Here is a 19481-nt window from a genome sequence, read left to right on the forward strand (position 1 = left end):
AAATGAAGCCCTCTTCTGGCTCATAAGCCAACATATTAATGAGGGTAACAAGTTAGTACGTAAGCTAAGCTGACCAAGCTAATAAATTTAGCTTGGTCAGCTTTATTAAGACTCTTAACGTAGACATACAAGTACCAATAAGATGAGGTATCAGTAGGGAGGGATAAAAACGAGACTAAGCCATATAAGAAGCTTAGCCTTGCATCGAGGTCAGTAACTCCATCATATCTTTGGAGCTTATGTTTCTCTTATGCCTGACTACGGCGTCAATCATCAACTCTAGGTTACCTGCCGAGATGTAATCACTGAGCACGTCGTTAAATTCCTCCTGAATTTCATCACTCGCGTACAAATGGTCAGGAATAAAAAATAAAAACTGGCTTCCGCTACTGCGAAACGAAATGGTGCTTTCTGGTATCTTAGCAGTCAGAGACTTAGCTGCCGAACTCACTACAAGATCGCCATATTCAAGACCATATTTTTGATTAATTTCAGTAAGGTTTCTGATTCGAACAAAATAGAGATCAAAGTTGTTGTCTTTCGAGTAGCTATTCTTCACAAATTTCATCAATGAGATTCGATTACGAAACCCTGTAATAAAATCCGTAGAGTAGAGTTTTCTTTTGATAGAGAAATCCACATAGAAAATAACCCCGGTAATCAGCAAGATAGCAACTAGAAACACGCTACTGATTCGATGGACGGTAACTAAGTTATCAACCATTGAAGTATTTTCTTCAATCACAGGGCTTTGTAAGCGAAACTTGTCGTTAATAAAATCTACAAGTGTGTGGTAGCAAATATCGACCTTTTTCTGTAATGACTCCTTGGGTAATAATCCTTCACTGACCAATTTTATCGAGGATTCCAAGCTCTTAAATTTATCAAACTCCGAAGTGAAATAAGGCTTAAAGTTTGCTGACTTAATGAAGTTGGAAGATTCAGTGCTGTTAATCAATATATCAAAACGACTCCACGTAATATCGTACGCTAGCCATAACTCATCGTAATCGATAGTTTCGGAACGACTTACCATCAGAAAATTGGCATATTCCTTTACTAACTGGAAAACAAACCAGGTGGCTTCATTTTGTCGAGTCGAAAAGCTTTTGTTGATGTCGTTAATGCGAGTGACACTGTAAATATTAACGGTGAGCACCACCGCAGCCAAAGATAACACGACGACCTTAATGGCAGTCAACGACAACAGCTTTTTCATAGAGAACCTCTATAGGTGGATATCGCGTATCTGCCAGATCATCTTGGCATGGAAGTCTGTATTATCAATATCAGGCGTCGAAGACAATGGATATATCAACCAATAGGGCCCTTTATCTCTAACCGACATAAATTGACCATTTTGTTTTATCGCAATGATCGGTTGGTAATCGTAAAAATCTTCCTTGGGCACCGCAATTTTATAGTCATTCAATGCTACGAAAGTTACCTGAGATGCAATAGGTAAGTCCATGGTTTCAAGTACTGTTTGCAAGGTCACTCCGCTATAGACTAGCTCTCCATCCACCCAAGGTAATGATGTAATAATCTCTTGTTGGGGAAGTTGTAACAGTTGCTCTCGGCTTAACTGGTGCTTTTGACCTAGATGGTCAAATACGGTGAGTTGCGATGTAGCGAAAATAGAAAATGAACACAATGAAAGCATGAACAACAGTGCAGTTCTCATTTTAAACTCCGTTTTAAAAAGGTCACTCATCTGAGTTTAGTCCATATTAGGCATTTGACTTGCTTAGACATTGCCTTATTTTTCATTCGTACAACTCAACCCTGACTAAATAACATTTCAACCTTATAATCCAGCGCGAACACAACCTTTGCTCCTTCCCAGATAATCATTGGCTCACGTTTGTTTAGTAGAAATCTCTGCTTTTTAAACACCTTGAGTAATCCAATCCAGCCACTGAATACGTAGTGACCAATAAAATTGACAATAAAAATGAGTCAGCAAGTAGCGAGAATGCCTGTCGCTGCATAACCTTTAATCGAACGTAAGCAGTTTTAAGAGCCTGTTTATCTGGTATCTGTCGCTTCATATTACGCCAGCCGATATCGAGCGTCGCTCTTAGAAAGCTTACTCGCTTCATAATCAAGGGAATCGATAATGAGTTTATACAAGCGAAAATTTAACCCCATGACGACACTTTCTACCTTAGTAATGACGCTGGTCATGTTTCCTGTGTCTGCTGTAGTTGATCAAGAGCAATTCGAATTGGGTAAGCAAAAAGCCAAAGTGTGTATGACCTGTCATGGCGTTGATGGTATTTCTACACAAGACCCTTACCCCAACCTTCGCGGCCAAAAAGTGGGTTACCTAATCTCTTCACTGAAAGATTACCAGACTCGAGAAAGAACCAGTGGTTTAGCGATTCTCATGCAGCAACAAGCCGACACGCTCTCAGACCAAGATATCCGCGACATTTCCTATTTCTATTCAATGCTTGGTAACGATTCGAGCGAAATCGGCGATTCAAATTAAGTCAGCGGTTCAAAACCCCTAGGCAAGGAGCCTTGTTATGGAACAAGTGACAACGCAATACAGCATTAAGGTCGTGAAGTACTTCATCGTCGCATCCTTAGTGTGGGCGATTGTAGGTATGATCATCGGCGTGATCCTCGCCGCGCAATTATATTGGCCAGTCTTAAACTTTGATTCTCAATACTTCCAATTTGGTCGACTGCGTCCGCTACATACATCAGGAGTGATTTACGGCTTCGTCGTGAATATCTTGATGGGGACCTCATTGTACATTGCCCAACGAACGGGCCATTGTGAATTGTTCAATAAAAGCCTTTCATGGATGGTATTTTGGGGCTGGCAATTCATCCTGTTGCTTGCAGTCATTTCCTTACCCGCAGGCCACACTACTTCAAAAGAGTATGCGGAGCTTGAATGGCCAATCGACTTAATGATTGTGCTGGTTTGGGTGCTTTATGCGGTGTTGTTCTTTGGCACCCTTGCTAAGCGGAAGGTCAGCCATATCTTTGTGGCAAACTGGTTCTTTGCTGCTTTCATTATCGTCGTTGCCATGATTTTCATCGTCAACAACCTCGCGATACCAGTGTTGGCGATGAAGTCCTACTCTGTATTTGCTGGGGCTCAAGATGCAATTGTTCAGTGGTGGTGGGGACATAATGCCGTCGGTTTCTTACTGACCGCTGGTGTGATTGGTATGAATTACTATTTCATACCCAAAGCGGCGGATCGACCTATCTATTCGTACCGTTTGTCTGTGATCCATTTCTGGGGCTTGGTTGGCTTCTACACATGGGCCGGAACGCACCATTTAGTTTATTCTTCCGTTCCTATATGGATTCAGAACATCGGTATCGTGATGTCATTAATCCTATGGCTCCCTTCTTGGGCCGGTGCGTTCAATAGCGCAATGACCCTTTTACAAAACAAGGAAAAGCTGAAATCCGACTACATTCTTTTATTCTTTTTCTCAGCGATTCTTTACTACTGTTTGGCGACATTCGAAGGTCCACTGCTTGCCATTCGTTGGTTCAACATGGTGGCACACAACACCGAGTGGATCATAGGACACGTACATTCCGCAGCTCTTGGATGGGTTGGGATGTCAGGGATAGCGGTTTTTTACTATTTCATTCCACGCTTATGGGGCCAAACCGACCTTTGGTCGCGACGACTGATTAAATGGCACTTTTGGCTCGCTCATGCTGGCGTCGCCATCTATGCAATAGCACTTTGGATCGCAGGCATCGGTGAGGGTTATATGTGGCTCGCTCAAAATGAAAATGGCGAACTGATTTACAGTTTTGTAGAAGCTATGGACTTTAAAGCACCTTGGCTATTCATGCGTTTCTTTGGCGGTGCGCTGTTTGTACTTGGATTGTTCTTAATGGCATTCAACTTGTACAAAACGGTTCGTATGCCAACCGTACATGACGCTAAACACACCATTAATGAGGGGGCTTAAGTGATGAGTAAAGACTTTACACATTCAATCGTCATTTTAATTTTGACCACCGTTGTTGTCGCCTCCTTCTCTTTATTAGTTTGGGTAGTACCAAGCATTGTCCGTGGAGATGATATTGCCAAAGGCAGCTTAGCGATACCTCTGACACCTATTGAGTTAGCAGGTCGAGATATCTACATCAGCGAAGGCTGCCATGTTTGTCACACTCAGATGGTTCGCCCTCTAGAACCAGAAGTTAAACGTAATGGTCGCCCGAATAAAGAAGCGGATGATATCTATGAGTTTCCAAACTTATGGGGTTCAAAGCGTACAGGCCCAGACTTAACCAATTTAGGTAGAAAGTATTCTGACCAATGGCATGTCATTCACCTCGTGAACCCTCGCAGAGTTGTCCCTACCTCTATCATGCCCTCTTACCCGTGGCTGTTTGAGCAAACTCTGACTGGAGATGATATCAGCGCCAAAATGGAAGCCTTGCGCACGCTGGGTGTGCCTTATACCGACAAAGAGATTGGCGATGCGAGATTGCAAGTAAGAGGCAAAACCAAAGGTGAAGCGCTAATTCGTTACCTTCAAAGCCTTGGTAAAGATACGTCACAGGAGGTATCACAATGAGCACATTTTGGAATCTATGGGCGGTATTATTAACCTTAATTTTCTTTGTTCTGATGGTGTCTGTTGTCGTTAAATACTGGCGTAGCAATCACAAGGCCGATCACGACCACACCATTGGCACCTTTGATGGCATTGAAGAGAAAGACGCGCCGCCACCTAATCTGCTGTTTGTCAGTTATGCGGTAGCCTTCTTACTCTCTGCAGGCTACTTGGTGCTCTACCCTGGGCTTGGTGAGTGGAAAGGCTTAGTCGATTGGGAGCAGAGCGATGACAAGCTCAGTTCACCATCCACCACTCTCAATGAGCAATTTGCACAAACCAGTGAAACCACGTTAGAGGGATTAGCTGCAGTTCCTGAGATCGTGAACAGCGGTCAGATACTATTCCAAACTCACTGTGCGGCGTGTCACCGAGACAATGCACAAGGCCAGAAACACTTCCCTAACCTTATCGACCAAGATTGGTTATATGGCGGTAGTGATGAGGCTGTGATCCATTCCATTGCCAAAGGGCGAAATGGTGCGATGCCAGGTTGGAGCGAAATCATGCGCCCGGATGAAGTGGCAAAGGTATCTTACTATCTAGCGTCTCTTAACCAGCGTCATACCGATGTGCCTGAGGTTAAGGTCGAACTCGGTAAGACCTTATTCGCCAAATATTGTTCGTCTTGCCATGCCGATGGTACGGTCGCCAACCCAGCGATTGGAGTACCCGACCTTTCCGATGATACTTGGCTACACGGGGGCAGTATTGAAGAGATTCAGCACACCATCAATTACGGTTTGAATAATCTAATGCCTGCGTTTGATGATCAGCTCAGCGAGAACGAAATACTCGCGCTTGGGGCTTATATCCGACGCGCTGGTGAAGTAGAGCAACAAAGGCTCGCGAGTTTGAAAGCATCATCTGTTGAGCGCGGAGAATATCTCGCTTATGCCGGTGACTGTGTGGCTTGTCACAGTGCAGAAGGTGGTGAACCCTTTGCTGGCGGCTTACCGTTCGTGACACCTTTCGGCACCGTGTATTCAACCAACATAACCCCACACACCACCGAAGGTATCGGGACTTATGACTTCGATGATTTCCGAGCCGCGTTAGTTGCGGGTAAAGGTAAGAACGGTTACTTGTATCCTGCAATGCCTTACACCTCTTATCAATACCTCACCGATCAAGACATGGTCGATTTATGGGAATACATGCAGTCAATCACCGCCGTGCCACGACGCAATGATGACAACAGCATGATGTTTCCATCCAATATTCGCTTAGGTTTGCTTGGCTGGAACATCGTATTCATGGATACCGACCCTATTGATTACGAAGTACCAGAGGAACTTAAAGGAGAAATTGAGGATGTCGATAAGTGGCAACAAGGCAAATATTGGGTCGCAGGACTTGGTCACTGTTCGGAGTGCCATACGCCACGAAACATTGCCCAAGCACTGATACCAGAACGTATTTTCCAAGGTAACTTAATCGACGGTTGGAACGCACCTGACATCACCGCAAATGAGCTGTATATCGACGGCTGGGATGAGAAAATACTCACCGATTTCTTACACACAGGTCACTCAGACAAAGGTACGGCTTTTGCGGGTATGGCTGATGTAGTGAAAAACAGCCTAAGCTTGATGACGCGTGAAGATATTGAGTCTATGTCCTACTACTTGCTGAGCGGTGATATCAACAACACCATTAGCAGCGATGCCGTGCCGTTACAGCCTCAAGGCTTTGATGAAGAGTCTTACGCAGCTGAAATCTACACCACGTATCGTCAAACCTGTGGGGCGTGTCATGGTGATGATGGTAAGGGTCGCGACCCTATCGCCCCTACTCTATTGAATAACGGTATTATCATGCACAGCGACCCATTCAACACCATTGCGGTAACCGTACGTGGCCTACAACCCACCTATCTCGACAAGGATAGAAACTTCATGCCGATGGCAAGTTTTGAAGATGTATTGTCGGATCAGAGACTGGCTGAGTTGATTACCTTCGTGCGATTGCATCTTGGAGACAGGCAAGAACCAGTCACCGCAGAGCATGTTCGTGAGGTAAGAGAAACACTTGAAGCTGCAGGTTACGCAGGTGGCTTACATACCACACCGGACATGTATGACCGCAGAGATAACACCATCAACATCCGATAGCGGACATATCATTTAGACAGTGAATTGCAATAAACCAAAGGAGGCCAATGTGCCTCCTTTTCATTTTCGGTCCTCTTGTACGCAGTGGCGTCAGACAACACAATTATAACTAACTGATTACACAATTAAGCAGATCTGCACATAATGCGATCAATCTCGCAGAACAAAGATGACACCAAGTGCATAATGTGCAAAATGTTTCAAAGATGTACGAAGGACAGATATGGATACAACTACACTCATCTACGATACGTTGGAAGGCCTGTCGAGCGCAAAGCCACAGCAACACGCTCAAATCCGCCAAAATCTATATAACCAATTAGATTTATCATTTGAGAAGCAGTTGGCTTTGTATTCATCAGTTCTAGGTCCAGCGAGTGCTGGTAGATTGACCGATTTGGATAGTGCAGTCATGTCTGCACGCAAGATTGTTGGTTTAGAAAACAGCTAATCTAGCTTCAACCTATCTCCATTTTAACGCTGCCATTGTGCAGCGTTTTTTTATACACGCTATTTACAATAAGTACGGCTATTAACGATAAATGCAGCTGTTTACGATAAGTATGTATGGCTCTTTACAATAAGTCCAAGTCGCTGCAATTTTCAAGTTGCTCGCATTCTCATTTGGTTAATCTTATGTTCCATTTTTAACAGGTGTGTAACCTCAATAATGGCGCTAATGTTAGTAGCACGTTAACCACACATCGGATGGAAGAATCATGAGAGTACTTATTGAATATACACAAACAGGCAAATATCGTGACCATGCGTGGGAAGCACTAACGATTCGTTCAAAAGGCGAAATTCAAGCTGTGACTCCCTCTTATGCGGCGCAGCTCATCGAACAGAACCGCGCCAGCTTATCGACTACTGAAAATCAAGATATCGTCATCCAACCATAATGAGTTTAGGAACTATCCCTCCCGGTTCTTAAATTCTCTGTTTTACTCGCTTTAGTAATCAATACGATACAAAGTAAAAACAGAGTTTGATGACATAAAAAAAACGCTGCACGGATGCAGCGTTTTCTTGTTTCTGGCGTGCCTTGTTTCTAACTTAGATAACTTCTAACGTAGATAACCTACGCAGAGAATTTGATTATTTTGGCAAGTTTTCTAACGAATCAACCATTGTAATTAACTTATCGACAATTCTTTCGCCGTCCACTCGCAAACCATTGTGTTCATATTCACTAGTAATCCACGCTTTCGAATTTGGAATATTCGCCAGTGTTTCACGGCTGTAATCCAACTCAACGTACATGTCATCCGCGTAAACCGCACACGCCATTGGAACCGTATTCTTACTTAGCTGTTCTGCGTTGTACAAAGTGCCCCAGTCCGACTTTTCAGCCAGCATGTTCGCCGCTTCACGCAGTGGCTTCAGTGTTTCTAATTGGTCGAACATCCATGGATAAACCATTTCGCCAGTAAACCAGAATTCACTGCCCGATTGATAGTTGAAATGCGGATACTGCTCACGCACGCGATGTGCCGACCAGTTAGACTCTGTGCCTTGGCAGTAAATCGATTCATGCAGAATCGCGTAAATAGGGTTTGTTAGGTAGCCCTGCTCTTGCTGCATTTGATTTAGGAAGCTGTAGCTCAGCTGCTTGTTACCGTTCACTTCAACAAACGCACTCTCTAGTGTGAAGTACATAGGAAGGTTTGCTTCACCGCCACCAAGGTTAATACCAATCAATTGGAACTGTTCAACCGTAAACACCTGACCGTTTGGCAGTCTCACGTCGTTGTTAAGCAGGTAATCAGAGATCTCACGACACATAGCTTGCGCTTGTGGGAACTGAGCAAAGAAGGCTCTGTTTTTGTCTTCTACACGCTTGTAGGTTGCTCGATACACATCATCAGCTTCGCGCTCGATAGACGGAATACCGCCCGTGACATAACAACGCTGTAAGCTTTGTGGGAACAGCGACAAGTAGCTAAGTGTACAGAAACCACCAAAGCTCTGGCCAATCGTCGACCATTGTTTAACACCCAACTGCTCACGAATCGCTTCCGCGTCGCGCACGATGTTGTCTGCTCTGAAATGCGATAGGTATTCAGCTTGTTGTTCAGGAGACAAATGAGCCAAGGTTTCGTGGCTGATCACCGTGCTATTGCCTGTACCACGTTGGTCAAGAAGCAGAACACGGTAGTTTTGCAATGCACGCTTTAGCCAACCTGATTGACCGCTGACTCGTGGCGACGGGAAGCCCGGTCCACCTTGAAAGTAGATCAACCACGGCAGTTGTTGCGCATCTTTAGCAAGATCAACCAGCTCACGTGCGAAGACTTGGATCTGTTGTCCATCTTTTGCTTGATAATCGAGTGGCAACTCAAAAGAGTGCTGACGATACAGGGTGGTTCCATCAATAAAGTTAGCTTGCACGCTTCATTCCTTTTTTATCTGATTCTAAAGTCATTGGTACGAATAAAAACGGCGCCTGTTGGCACCTTTAGTTAGCAAGATACGCATAGTGGCTTGTAAAAGAAACCGTTTGTTTAACATGATTGTGAAGGTTCTTCATCTAATCGCTTAATTTACCTTCAACGCGTAACAACTTGTGTCAAAACAGAGAGTTTAAGGTGTGACCTATTGAGAGGAAGAACAAAAGTAGAACACAAATAAAAAGAGCTTAACGAGGTGAGGATACGTTAAGCTCTTTGGTTTTATCTGTTGTAAATGAGGTTTATAAATTCAATAAGCTCAGGATTTATAGGCTCAGTTTCTATAAGCTAAATATCTATAAACTAAAGCTCTATAAAATAAAGCTAAGAAGCTTCTAGCTCACCTGCACCTTGAATTGAACGTTGGCTGTTTTCAACAAGGATCGCCGTGGCCGTTTCTTTCAACGCGCCCCACTCTCCATCGTCAACTTCAATGCCCTCGTTCCACGCCTTCTCTTGAGTTTTAAAAAGCGCTTCCGATTCAATGTGTGTTTGGTAGCCATCTGACAAACGTTCGATATCGAAATCCTGGACGGAAAGCTCGATGGTCATATTGTGGATATGATCGTCCGATGCCAGAGGCAAATCTGATAAAAACAATTCTGGTGCAACGCAACCACGGTTAAGCACATACAAAGTGCTCTTAGGGTTGGAGCCATTATCCCAACGTGCAGTACACGCGATGCCCTTCGCCGCCAGTTTCACAAGCTCGCTGTACGCTAGCCAGCGGTTATGACAGTTGTTTAACTCAATTTTCAGCGTCTTCTTGCCGACCATTTTTTCAATCGCGTAATCCATCACCACAGGTAGGTGGCACGCTAAACTTGCCTTGTGCAGGTCAACTTCAACCGTGTTATCACTAAGCACTTGAATGTCCACTGGGCAATCGTCTTCTAACCCAATGAAGTTGCTCGCATTGTTAAAATGACGAACACCATCCAACCCCACCATTTGTAAATCTGCCACCATGTTCGCTATCACATCGGCTTCACCACATGTACGGCGCATACCCAGAAAGGCTTTATTGACGGCCGCTACCAGTTCATTGTGAGAAACGATCATAACGATTTACCTCCATGTTGAGCATTGATATGTGTAGTAGCTTTTTGTGAATCAGCGAGCTCCGCTTCACTAGGTAATACTGGGAACACCCATTCGTCCTGATGAATTTCATCAAGCAGTGGCGCACCTTGGAAAAACGTCACTCGTACCCAACGGTCTGAGCGAGGATCAAACTTAGTCGCACCGAACATCGCAAGCTTGCAACGCAGTAAGTGCATTGGTGGCGAATCTTGGTGCAGCACATTCATTTGAATGTCGCCCATCGCTTTGTTGCCCAGCGTCCATACACGACGTGCAATAGCACGATGCTGTGGCTGCTTAACAAGAAACTCAGCCAATGAAAGCTCTGGCGCAAACTGCAATAAAGCATGGTACAAACGGTAAGCTTGACGGCCTATATCCAACGGCAGTTCACGCTCTTCGCCTAGCTCTTCACCTCGAACACCGAGTCTTGGTTCTTCTTTATCTTGAGAGCGGTACCAGAACCAGTAGTTGTTTTCGGCTTTAGTAAAGTCGGTCGTGATAGCCCAACGGTACTTTTCTTCTAACACAACCAAAAGGTCTTGAATCTTTTTACCACTTGGAAGCGACAGTGTTTCGCTGCAATTCATTTGCTCTTGATGGGCGTCCACTAATTCTGGGTACAATTCCATCAAGCATGAGATAAGGATTTCTTGGGCTTCCATACTCATGTGCTTAGATTGTTCAACTAACTGCGCCCACGTATCACATTGGCTGACAAACACTTCTAGCGATTGCTCTGCGTGTTTTAATTCATCAACCGCTACTTTGTTCAACTCTTGCTGGTTTTCATTGATGGTAACGACTTGTTCTAAATGACACACAGCTTTGTTCATCAAAGCGCGTAACGGTTCAATCAGTGCTGTATCCGTGTGACTAGCTAACACGTCAGCCAATGCATGCTCACGTGTTGTCATCCACTGATCGACAATACTCGGGTGGTTAATAAGGTATGGCGCCATGCCTAAACCAGTCGCATTACCAACACCAAGGTAACGCTGTAATCCTCTATGCAAGGTAATCGCTTGCTCACCGCCCTGTTGCTCGGCTAGGTAATGAACCCAATCTAGGCTGAACTCACGCAGCATATAAACCGCACACATTTGCGCACTAAACGACTGATTAAAATCTTCATTTTTCTCTAAGATTTTAAAGTCAGCAATGCCAAATTTGCCATTACCGTATACCGCTGTCGTTCGCAGGATGTAACCCACTTCAGCCAGCTCTTTTGGCGTTGGTTGAACACCTTTAGCCAAGTGACTCACGATGTGTTCAAACACACGTACACTTTTGTTTGCACGCGCCAACACAAGCACGTTATTTGGATTACGGCCTGCTTCTTGAAGCGGTACGTTCGCACGAAGTCTTTCAAGTAGGGCGACATCAACATCACCAAGAACAAGCGCAAACGTTACGTCCCACTTTTCAGCAATTACACGGTCATTTCGTTCGTCATCTGCAATCTCATCGCAGAAAACAACCAAATGATAAACATGGTTTGGCGTCGCAAGCTTATAGATAACATGACCAAAACCTTGAGCGTCTAATTGCCACTCATGTTTCGTCACTTTCCATTCTTGCTGAGCCATTTTACGAATCAGAGTTCTAACGAAGCTGATACGTGTTTGGTGCATTGCACCTAGCCTTTCCGGTGCCATGACGACAGTCGCGTCACGTAGTGCTGATTCAGTGTAGGTAGAACGATGTGCATCCATTTGCTCACCACCTTATAGTTATAGGATTTTGCTAGCCATTCAGAACCGATCGTTGCCATCATTTGAAGCATTCGTTTTTACAGTGTGTTGGTTAGCTTTCACGTTATTTGGGGCAAGCGAGCTCACCCCTTATTATTTTGTCCTGACTAGATCAATTGACCTAAATACGTGCCGCCCGATGTATCTTCACCAGTACGGTTTTTTGTTCCTTTCGGAATTTTGCATCAGCCTTCTTTCAAAGGCTGATTTGTTCTTATTTAATCAGTTTCTTACAGAGCCTTATTATTACAGCCCCTGCTCTTTTGCCATCTTGATTGCGATTTGAGGCGCGTTCCAAAGTGATGGCAGCAAGATTAAGGAAACCGGTACCGCGGTGATAACAATGAAGGATTGCAGCGCTGAAATACCGCCAGAACCTAGGGAAATCAGAATTAACGCTGTTACCCCCATCATCACACCCCAGAAGGTACGAATAATTGCATTGGGTTCTGTCTCACCACTGATAACTACACTGATGGTGTAAGTCATTGAGTCACCAGTCGTTACGATGAAGATCGTTGTTAAGATCAAGAACAAAATAGATATCAGCATTGGCATTGGTAATTGCTGAGTCACAGCTAGTAGTGCGCCTGGTAAGTTAAAGCCTTCAAATGCCTTACTTACGCTACCCGGATCTGCGATTTCGAACGCAAGACCAGAGCCACCAACAATCGTGAACCAGAAGCAAGTAACAAACGGTGCGATAAGGCTAATGGTTGATACCAATTGGCGTATACTACGACCGCGTGAGATACGAGCGATGAAGATTGCCATCATTGGGCCGTAACCTAGAAACCAGCCCCAGAAGAATACTGTCCACCAGCTCAACCAACCTTCGTCACCACGGTAAGTCGCCATTGGGATGAAGTTATCAATCATGCTGCCTACACCTTGAATGTAGCCATTGAAGATAAAGTTCGTTGGACCAAAGATCAGGATGTAGACCATCAATGCCATTGCCAAAATTACGTTGTAACGGCTTAGCATTTGCATCCCGCGGTTAAGACCACTTAATGCCGATAATGTGTATAAAACGATAGCGAACAGAATGATAATCAGCTGTGTTGTGAAACCATCTGGAATATCAAACAGTGCGTTCAGTGCGTAGCTCACTTGCAAGCCTAAGAAGCCGATAGGACCAATGGTGCCCGCCGCTACTGCGACAATACAACATGCATCAATCAATGCGCCTGTGTGGCCTTTCAGTGCACGCTCACCCAATACTGGGTAAAGCAAAATACGAGGTTTAAGCGGCAAGCCTTTGTCGTAGTGAAGGTGCATAACCACGATAGACGTTAAGCTGCCGACGATAGTCCATGCTAAGAAACCCCAGTGCATGAAGGATTGCGATAACGCATTCACCGCGCCTTGCTGTGCGTTTTCTTGTGCGCCGTACAATGGTGGTGGGCTAACGTAGTGAGCAATAGGCTCTGCTGCTGCCCAAAATACGCCGCCGCCTGCCAGTAGCGTACAGAAGATGATCGCCATCCAACGGAAACCATCCATTTCAGGTTTAGCGATGCCGCCTAGGATAACCTTGCCTGTTCGCCCTGCCGCAAGGCCAAGACCAATAAGAAAAGTCAGAAGAAGAAGCATTTGCCAGTAAGGACCGAATACTTTAACAGACCATGCAAAGCCAGCGTTTACTAGGCTTGATAACAGCTCGCCATCAAATAGAGCAAGTGCCACGAACAGAGCGATAAAGCCGCCGCTGTACCAAAGTGCTGGGTTGGATAGACCTAATTTATCTGATGTAGACTCAGACCCGTTTGTGTTGCTTGTTGTGTGTGCTTGACCCGCATTTAAGCTTGAAGATTTCACGCTATTGGTTAAATCAGACATACTCTGACTCCAGAGGTTTCTTTGCAGCTGTCATTTGAATGATGACTACAAGGGTGTATTTAACACCTGCCCTATTGTTTTTTGTGTTGGGCAGGCTAATCCATGTTTGGGTTACCGCGTTGCGAAATAGACCGTTGTTCCTTTTGAATAGTGAAATTGGTTTAAGCAGCACTTGCTAATTGAACGTTTGTTAGAAGGCTGCTAATTCGATGATGGCTTGCGAGAAATCGTTAACCCTTGGTTTTAGGCTCTAGGCCATCTTTCAAGAAGTTAAACCAGTTTTCTCCCAAGACTTGCCCAGCTTCAGGCTCGCTGAAACCATGACGCATCAATCCGTTATAAATATTTTCCATACCCGCACTACCACAGAACCAAGGCAACGCATCTGGCCAACCTGAGTTGTTCGCAGAGCCTTCACCGTAGTCCATAGCTTTAGACCAACGACCATTTCTCATCCACTCAAGAACGGCTTGAGGTTGGTTTAAGCATAGGTCACTGCCAATACCAAGGTGCTCTACGCCGACCATGTCAGCGGTAGTCGCAACCATCTGGCAAAAGTCTTCCAATTTACATTGGCTGCCATTTGGTAGGTGGAATGGGTATAAGCTGAATCCGATTAAGCCACCGCGTGCGGTTAGGGCTTTAATCACATCGTTTGATTTGTTTCGTAATGCATCATGAGCGAACGTCGGGTTCGCGTGACTGATACAAATAGGACGAGAAGACAAGTCAATCGCTTCAAGTGTTGAGCGCTCGGCACTGTGAGACATATCGATGATCATGCCCACTCGGTTCATCTCTTCGATGGCTTGTTTACCAAAGCGAGTAATACCAGTGTCGTTCTTCTCGTAGCAACCTGTCGCCAGTAAGCTCTGGTTGTTGTACGTCAGTTGCATGATCAAAAGACCTTGCTTACGCATCACTTCGATAAGACCGATCTCATCGTCGATTGGAGAACAGTTTTGAGCACCAAGGAAAATACCGACTTTACCGGTCGCTTTTGCAGTCTCAACATCAGCCATTGAGTGAATCGGCATAATAAGGTCTGCGTTCTGCTCGAATCTTAAGTTCCACTCTGCAAAGCGAGATAAGGTTTCACGAGCTGTCTCATGGTAAACCGCGGTAGCGTGAACTGCTGTAATGCCGCTCGCCTTTAGTGTTTGGAAGTATTCTCTATTCCAATTGCAGTATTGCAATCCATCTATAACAATCCGTTGCTGGTACATAACCACTCCTATTGAAAGCTCAGTGTTCTAGCTCGGTTTTGAAAACACGCTCAAGTAACATGTTTTCAAAAATGGGTTAAATCACTTGTCTAAGTTCGTTTGCTGTTTTGGTTTGAATGTTGGCCTGACTCTGTGAATCAGGCCACTTTTCATTAATAGAACGTCAATTAATAGAGATCTATCTAGTAAGGACGCTGGTAAGCCGTCTTAACCACTGTGTAGAACTCTTTCGCGTATTGACCTTGCTCACGAGGACCGAAGCTAGACTCTTTACGGCCGCCAAACGGTACGTGGTAATCCGTGCCTGCTGTTGGTAGGTTCACCATCACACAACCTGTTTGCGCTTGTTGCTTGAACATTGCGCTAGTACGTAGGCTCTGAGTAATGATGCCGCCTGTTAGACCAAAGCGAGTATCGTTGGTCGTCGCGATAGCTTCTTCTAGGTCAGCCACACGAATCACGCTTGCCATTGGTGCGAACACTTCCTCTTGGTTCACTTCCCAATCGTTCTTAGTGTTTAAGAACAGCGTTGGAGACATGTAAAAACCTTCGTGTTGCATGCTCAAGCGTTCACCACCAAATGCCAGCTCACCGCCGCTTTGACGCGCTTTCTCAACCCAGCCTAGGTTTGCTTCAAGTTGGTTACCGTCAACTACCGGCCCCATGAACACGCCTTCTTCTAGTGCGTGACCCACTTTCAGCTCGCTCATACGCTTAATCAGTGCTTCAACGTATTGGTCGTGAATGCCGTCCATAACCACTAGACGAGAAGATGCTGTACATTTTTGACCTGCGCCAGAGAATGAACCTGCGATAGTTGCATCAACTGCTGTTTGGATATCAGCATCGTCAGCAACCACAAGTGCGTTCTTACTGCCCATTTCTAGTTGGCAACGAACGAAGTTTGGTGCGGTAGCGGCTGCCACTTTACGACCCGTATCAACCGAACCAGTAAAGCTCACACCGTTCACTTCTTTAGAGTTGATCAGTGCATCACCCACAGTTGAACCGCTACCCAAAACAAGGTTGAACGTACCTGCAGGGATACCTTGACGGTGGATAATCTCAGTAAGCGCAACCGCACTTGCTGGTGTTAGGTTTGCTGGTTTCCAGATAACGCTGTTACCGAAAGCCAGTGCTGGAGCGATTTTCCAAGCAGCCGTTGCTGTCGGGAAGTTCCAAGGAGAGATGATGCCGATAACACCAACCGCTTCACGAGTCACTTCAACAGAAACGCCAGGGCGTACTGAGTCCGCGTTGTCACCAATTTGACGAAGCACTTCAGCCGCAAAGTATTGGAAGAACTGTCCTGCACGGTAAATCTCACCACGACCTTCAGCAAAAGGCTTACCCTCTTCACGCGAAAGTAGTGTGCCTAGTTCATCACAACGTGCAATCAGCTCATCACCAATCGCTTGAAGTACCGCTTGCTTGCGTTCAATCGGCGTTTTTTCCCACTCTGGTTGAGCGTGTTTTGCCGCTGAAATCGCTTGTTGAACTTGCTCTGCGCTTGCTTGTGCAAAGTTACCGATGTTTTCAGAAATATCTGATGGGTTAATGTTCGCAACGGTGCTTACACCAGCTTGCCATTCGCCGCCAATGTAAAGTGCGCTTTCTGCTTGAACATTCTGTAATTGAGTCATCATTCTGTCCTTGTAACGGTTAGGTTGCGGTTGAGTCTGGCAACCATTTGGTTAATTAATAAACTGTTAATATTCAGGTAATTAATTGCTAAAATAAGTCGTACATTTTGTATCTGAAGTGAACCCGATCGCTTGTATCAATAAACCGCTTTAATTCAAAAGAGTTTTGATCCGCAAATAGCCTTAGTTCACAGTCGAATTATTCAGGTTGAGATGCTGATGCATAAACCACGAACTCAACCAACATTTCTTCTCTTGCTAACCCTGCAACGACGACCGCAGCACGGTTTGGATAAGGTGCATTGAAGTATTCTCCGTATACGCTGTTTACCGTTTTTAGGTATTCACGGTCTGTCACGTAGATCAGAACTTGCAGCACTGAATCCATAGATTCGCCAGCACACTCCAATGTATGAACAAGGTTGTTAAAAGTCTGACGCGTTTGCGCTTCAATACCGCCCTCTACTACTGCGCCAGTTTCATCAATTGGAATCTGCGCTGTGTATAGAGTGCCGTTATTAACGATTGCCCACTCTAGTGGTGCTTTTGAGGCGAAAAGCTCGGTTTTTACTGGGTGTTTTTTAGTTTGTGCGTTCACGATTCCATCCAACTTTGTAACAACTATGTTTCAAGATGGTTAAATACTGCACCTTGACGAATGATAAATCTAACGGTAAATTTTGTGCATTTGATAAATAAAATCTATCACCTTGTGAAAAGTAAGGTATAGCAAGGGCTAGAGAAGGATCAGTGCCATGAGTATTAAGCTACAACAGTTAAAACATTTTGTTTTAGTGGTCGAAGAAGGCGGATTTCGAGCAGCATCTCACCGCGCCAATCGCTCGCAAGCGGCACTTTCTACGTCGATAAAGGAGCTAGAAAAAATACTTGGTCAGCCACTGTTTGAAACAGGCAACAAATCAACCCTGACGCCTTTTGGAGAAATATGCTTGCCCAAGATCATTCAATTTCTGAATGTTTACAAAGCATTAGATAATGACCTACGCGCAGCGGCAGCAGGACAACAAGGAAGAGTTCGAATAGCGAGCGTGCCTTCGGTAGCCGCAAAACTAATCCCCAGTGTTTTAGGGGCTTTTTGTGAGCAGTACCCTAATGTAGAAGTGAGTTTGATTGATGATAATGCGGCAGGTGTAGAAGCAAGGTTACTCTCTGGCGAGGTGGATGTTGCCCTCGGCAATAGCTCCCATTTAGAAGAAGAGAGCATCGACTTCACGCCTTTACTTTCTGATCCTATCGGTGTGGTGTGCCTCAAAGACAACCCTATTGCCTCTCAACGGGAAGGAATCGAATGGCAAACTTTGTTAAAACAGCCCTTCATTCGCAACGGGACTTGCACCCTACTAGACCCAACGCCTGCGCGCATGCTCAGCGAACAAGCCCTATACTCAGTCGAGAACATTACCTCGCTGTTTTCGGTGTTAGAGCTCGGGATAGGCGTGACCACGCTACCTAAGCTGGCTTTCCCAACGAATGAAACCCGCTTGGTGTGGATTCCGTTAATTGACCCGCCCTTGCAACGACAAATTGGTATTTTCAGATTGTCTGATCGTACGATCTCACCACAAGCACAGGCTTTCCATGACTTATGTATTCAATACCTCAGTTATGAAGAGTAATAACTGAGCCTAGATTAAGTAAATTAGGCAGCGTTTTGCTGCCATTTACTTCCTCAAAACTCGGTGTTTCTTCTCTGCACCATGCTTCTCATAAACCCAATCCCCCCACTTCACTCCTATATCATCAACATTTAGGCGCTGAATTTTCACTCTCTCGCACGCAAATAGTGACAAGCTGACAACAATATAAAAATTATTCGCTTATTGATAAGGAGCGACGTACGTTTAATTTCCCAGAACAAAGAGCTCTTCCATCATTGGCTCAAACAAGCGTAACCATGGCCAAAACCACACTTCGCAGTTCAACTTGAAAATGAACCTAAGTGTTTGAATAGTCTTAATTGATAAGATCATAAATTGATAATTTCGCTCGCTGAACCCTCCTAAAAAGCCCCTCTTTTTCATGAGGATAAAGCATCTTAAATATTCATGAATAAAGTAATAAAACTATTACTTTCATAAATGAAAAATATATCTTTCAAAAATGGAATTATTGATGTCGATATTTGTCGTTTTGATCACATAATTTTAGGCGTAATTTATATTTTGTCGAAACGATAGCGAATTAGCTTAATTCGTTTAATTTCGTCAGGAGATATAAAACCAGCAAGGGTTTTTCTTTAAAGCAAATCAAGTGTTATTAACAAGTGAAATGTAGTAACAAGTTAAATTTAAACTGTGTTTTATATTAACTTACACTGTTTAACATAAGGTTTTATTATGAGGCTTAATGGGATTAGTAGCGACATCCTTGTTGCCGCTAAAAGAGTTGTTCTCTGCCAAATAGTATTAGCCATCGGTGTAGTTTTATATGAAGTGTTTTTTGGTAATAAAGTAGATATGGAATCATCAGCTTTGGGCATCGTAATTGCGATGTTGCCACCGCTGTTTGGATTTATATATGCAAGCCTAAAGGTGCGTAAGAATCCTAATTATAGTTTACGTGACTTAATGCAAATGAGTCGTGTCGTAAAAATAACATATACGTTTTTAATGTTTATCTTGGCGTTCCAGTTTTTCAAATTGGATAACCCAGTAATATTATATGCGTACATCTTTACTATGGTTGGATACTTCTTAACACCGTTTATTACCGCCTCTAATAGATCGGAGTACGCGTAG

General features: G+C 44.5%; 16 protein-coding genes and 1 pseudogene. 8 read left to right on the top strand and 9 right to left on the bottom strand.

Going from position 1 to position 19481, the window contains the following annotated elements:
* Positions 1-193: 193 nt before the first annotated feature.
* Complete coding sequence (locus CWO08_RS05005) at positions 194-1219, bottom strand: diguanylate cyclase domain-containing protein (protein ID WP_102431233.1); 1026 nt, start codon at positions 1217-1219, stop codon at positions 194-196.
* A gap of 9 nt (positions 1220-1228) precedes the next feature.
* Positions 1229-1684 (bottom strand): hypothetical protein, encoded by a 456-nt coding sequence (locus CWO08_RS05010; RefSeq protein ID WP_102431251.1) that lies wholly within the window; start codon positions 1682-1684, stop codon positions 1229-1231.
* A 435-nt stretch (positions 1685-2119) separates the two neighbouring features.
* On the opposite strand from CWO08_RS05010, the gene CWO08_RS05015 reads away from it, so the two are divergent.
* The 6 genes from CWO08_RS05015 to CWO08_RS05040 all read left to right on the top strand — a co-directional run bounded on the left by CWO08_RS05015 (position 2120) and on the right by CWO08_RS05040 (position 7626).
* Positions 2120-2494: a cytochrome c gene (locus tag CWO08_RS05015; RefSeq protein WP_108020013.1), complete on the top strand. Its 375-nt coding sequence runs from the start codon at positions 2120-2122 to the stop codon at positions 2492-2494.
* A 37-nt stretch (positions 2495-2531) separates the two neighbouring features.
* Positions 2532-3956 carry a cytochrome-c oxidase, cbb3-type subunit I gene (ccoN, locus tag CWO08_RS05020; protein WP_108020014.1) on the top strand — a complete coding sequence of 475 codons (1425 nt, stop codon included), beginning with the start codon at positions 2532-2534 and terminating at the stop codon, positions 3954-3956.
* Positions 3957-4571: a cbb3-type cytochrome c oxidase subunit II gene (locus CWO08_RS05025; RefSeq protein WP_122080839.1), complete on the top strand. Its 615-nt coding sequence runs from the start codon at positions 3957-3959 to the stop codon at positions 4569-4571. It begins immediately after the preceding gene.
* Positions 4568-6724, top strand: a complete 2157-nt coding sequence (locus CWO08_RS05030) for a cytochrome c (protein WP_108020015.1) — start codon at positions 4568-4570, stop codon at positions 6722-6724. The genes CWO08_RS05025 and CWO08_RS05030 overlap by 4 nt, the downstream gene beginning before the upstream one ends.
* A gap of 223 nt (positions 6725-6947) precedes the next feature.
* On the top strand, positions 6948-7175 hold the full coding sequence (locus CWO08_RS05035) for a PAS factor family protein (protein WP_004730426.1): 228 nt from the start codon (positions 6948-6950) through the stop codon (positions 7173-7175).
* A 268-nt stretch (positions 7176-7443) separates the two neighbouring features.
* Positions 7444-7626: a hypothetical protein gene (locus CWO08_RS05040; RefSeq protein WP_004730424.1), complete on the top strand. Its 183-nt coding sequence runs from the start codon at positions 7444-7446 to the stop codon at positions 7624-7626.
* A gap of 196 nt (positions 7627-7822) precedes the next feature.
* Here the strand turns inward: CWO08_RS05040 and CWO08_RS05045 are convergent, their stop codons facing one another.
* The 7 genes and pseudogenes from CWO08_RS05045 to CWO08_RS05080 all read right to left on the bottom strand — a co-directional run bounded on the left by CWO08_RS05045 (position 7823) and on the right by CWO08_RS05080 (position 17320).
* The gene (locus CWO08_RS05045; protein WP_108020016.1) at positions 7823-9115 is read right to left on the bottom strand and encodes an alpha/beta fold hydrolase; all 1293 of its coding nucleotides are present in this window, start codon (positions 9113-9115) and stop codon (positions 7823-7825) included.
* 383 nt (positions 9116-9498) lie between these two features.
* On the bottom strand, positions 9499-10236 hold the full coding sequence (locus CWO08_RS05050; protein ID WP_048660319.1) for a DUF3726 domain-containing protein: 738 nt from the start codon (positions 10234-10236) through the stop codon (positions 9499-9501).
* Positions 10233-12034 (bottom strand): annotated as a pseudogene (locus tag CWO08_RS05055) (hypothetical protein). Before CWO08_RS05055 ends, CWO08_RS05050 begins: the two are co-directional and overlap by 4 nt.
* Positions 12035-12257: 223 nt before the next feature.
* Positions 12258-13853 carry a BCCT family transporter gene (locus tag CWO08_RS05060; protein WP_108020017.1) on the bottom strand — a complete coding sequence of 532 codons (1596 nt, stop codon included), beginning with the start codon at positions 13851-13853 and terminating at the stop codon, positions 12258-12260.
* Positions 13854-14083: 230 nt separating this feature from the next.
* Positions 14084-15079: a membrane dipeptidase gene (locus CWO08_RS05070; RefSeq protein ID WP_108020018.1), complete on the bottom strand. Its 996-nt coding sequence runs from the start codon at positions 15077-15079 to the stop codon at positions 14084-14086.
* 182 nt (positions 15080-15261) lie between these two features.
* Positions 15262-16722, bottom strand: coding sequence for an aldehyde dehydrogenase family protein (locus tag CWO08_RS05075; protein WP_048668871.1), 1461 nt, complete (start codon positions 16720-16722; stop codon positions 15262-15264).
* 199 nt (positions 16723-16921) lie between these two features.
* A complete protein-coding gene (locus CWO08_RS05080) occupies positions 16922-17320 on the bottom strand; it encodes a RidA family protein (protein WP_004730412.1) in 399 nt (132 codons plus the stop codon).
* A 157-nt stretch (positions 17321-17477) separates the two neighbouring features.
* On the opposite strand from CWO08_RS05080, the gene CWO08_RS05085 reads away from it, so the two are divergent.
* Together CWO08_RS05085 and CWO08_RS05095 are read left to right on the top strand one after the other, a co-directional pair.
* Complete coding sequence (locus tag CWO08_RS05085; protein ID WP_048608581.1) at positions 17478-18359, top strand: LysR family transcriptional regulator; 882 nt, start codon at positions 17478-17480, stop codon at positions 18357-18359.
* Positions 18360-19079: 720 nt separating this feature from the next.
* A complete protein-coding gene (locus CWO08_RS05095) occupies positions 19080-19481 on the top strand; it encodes an ATP synthase subunit I (RefSeq protein ID WP_048608582.1) in 402 nt (133 codons plus the stop codon).

Source organism: Vibrio sp. 10N.286.48.B8, assembly GCF_003050085.1.
GTDB classification, from domain to species: domain Bacteria; phylum Pseudomonadota; class Gammaproteobacteria; order Enterobacterales; family Vibrionaceae; genus Vibrio; species Vibrio crassostreae.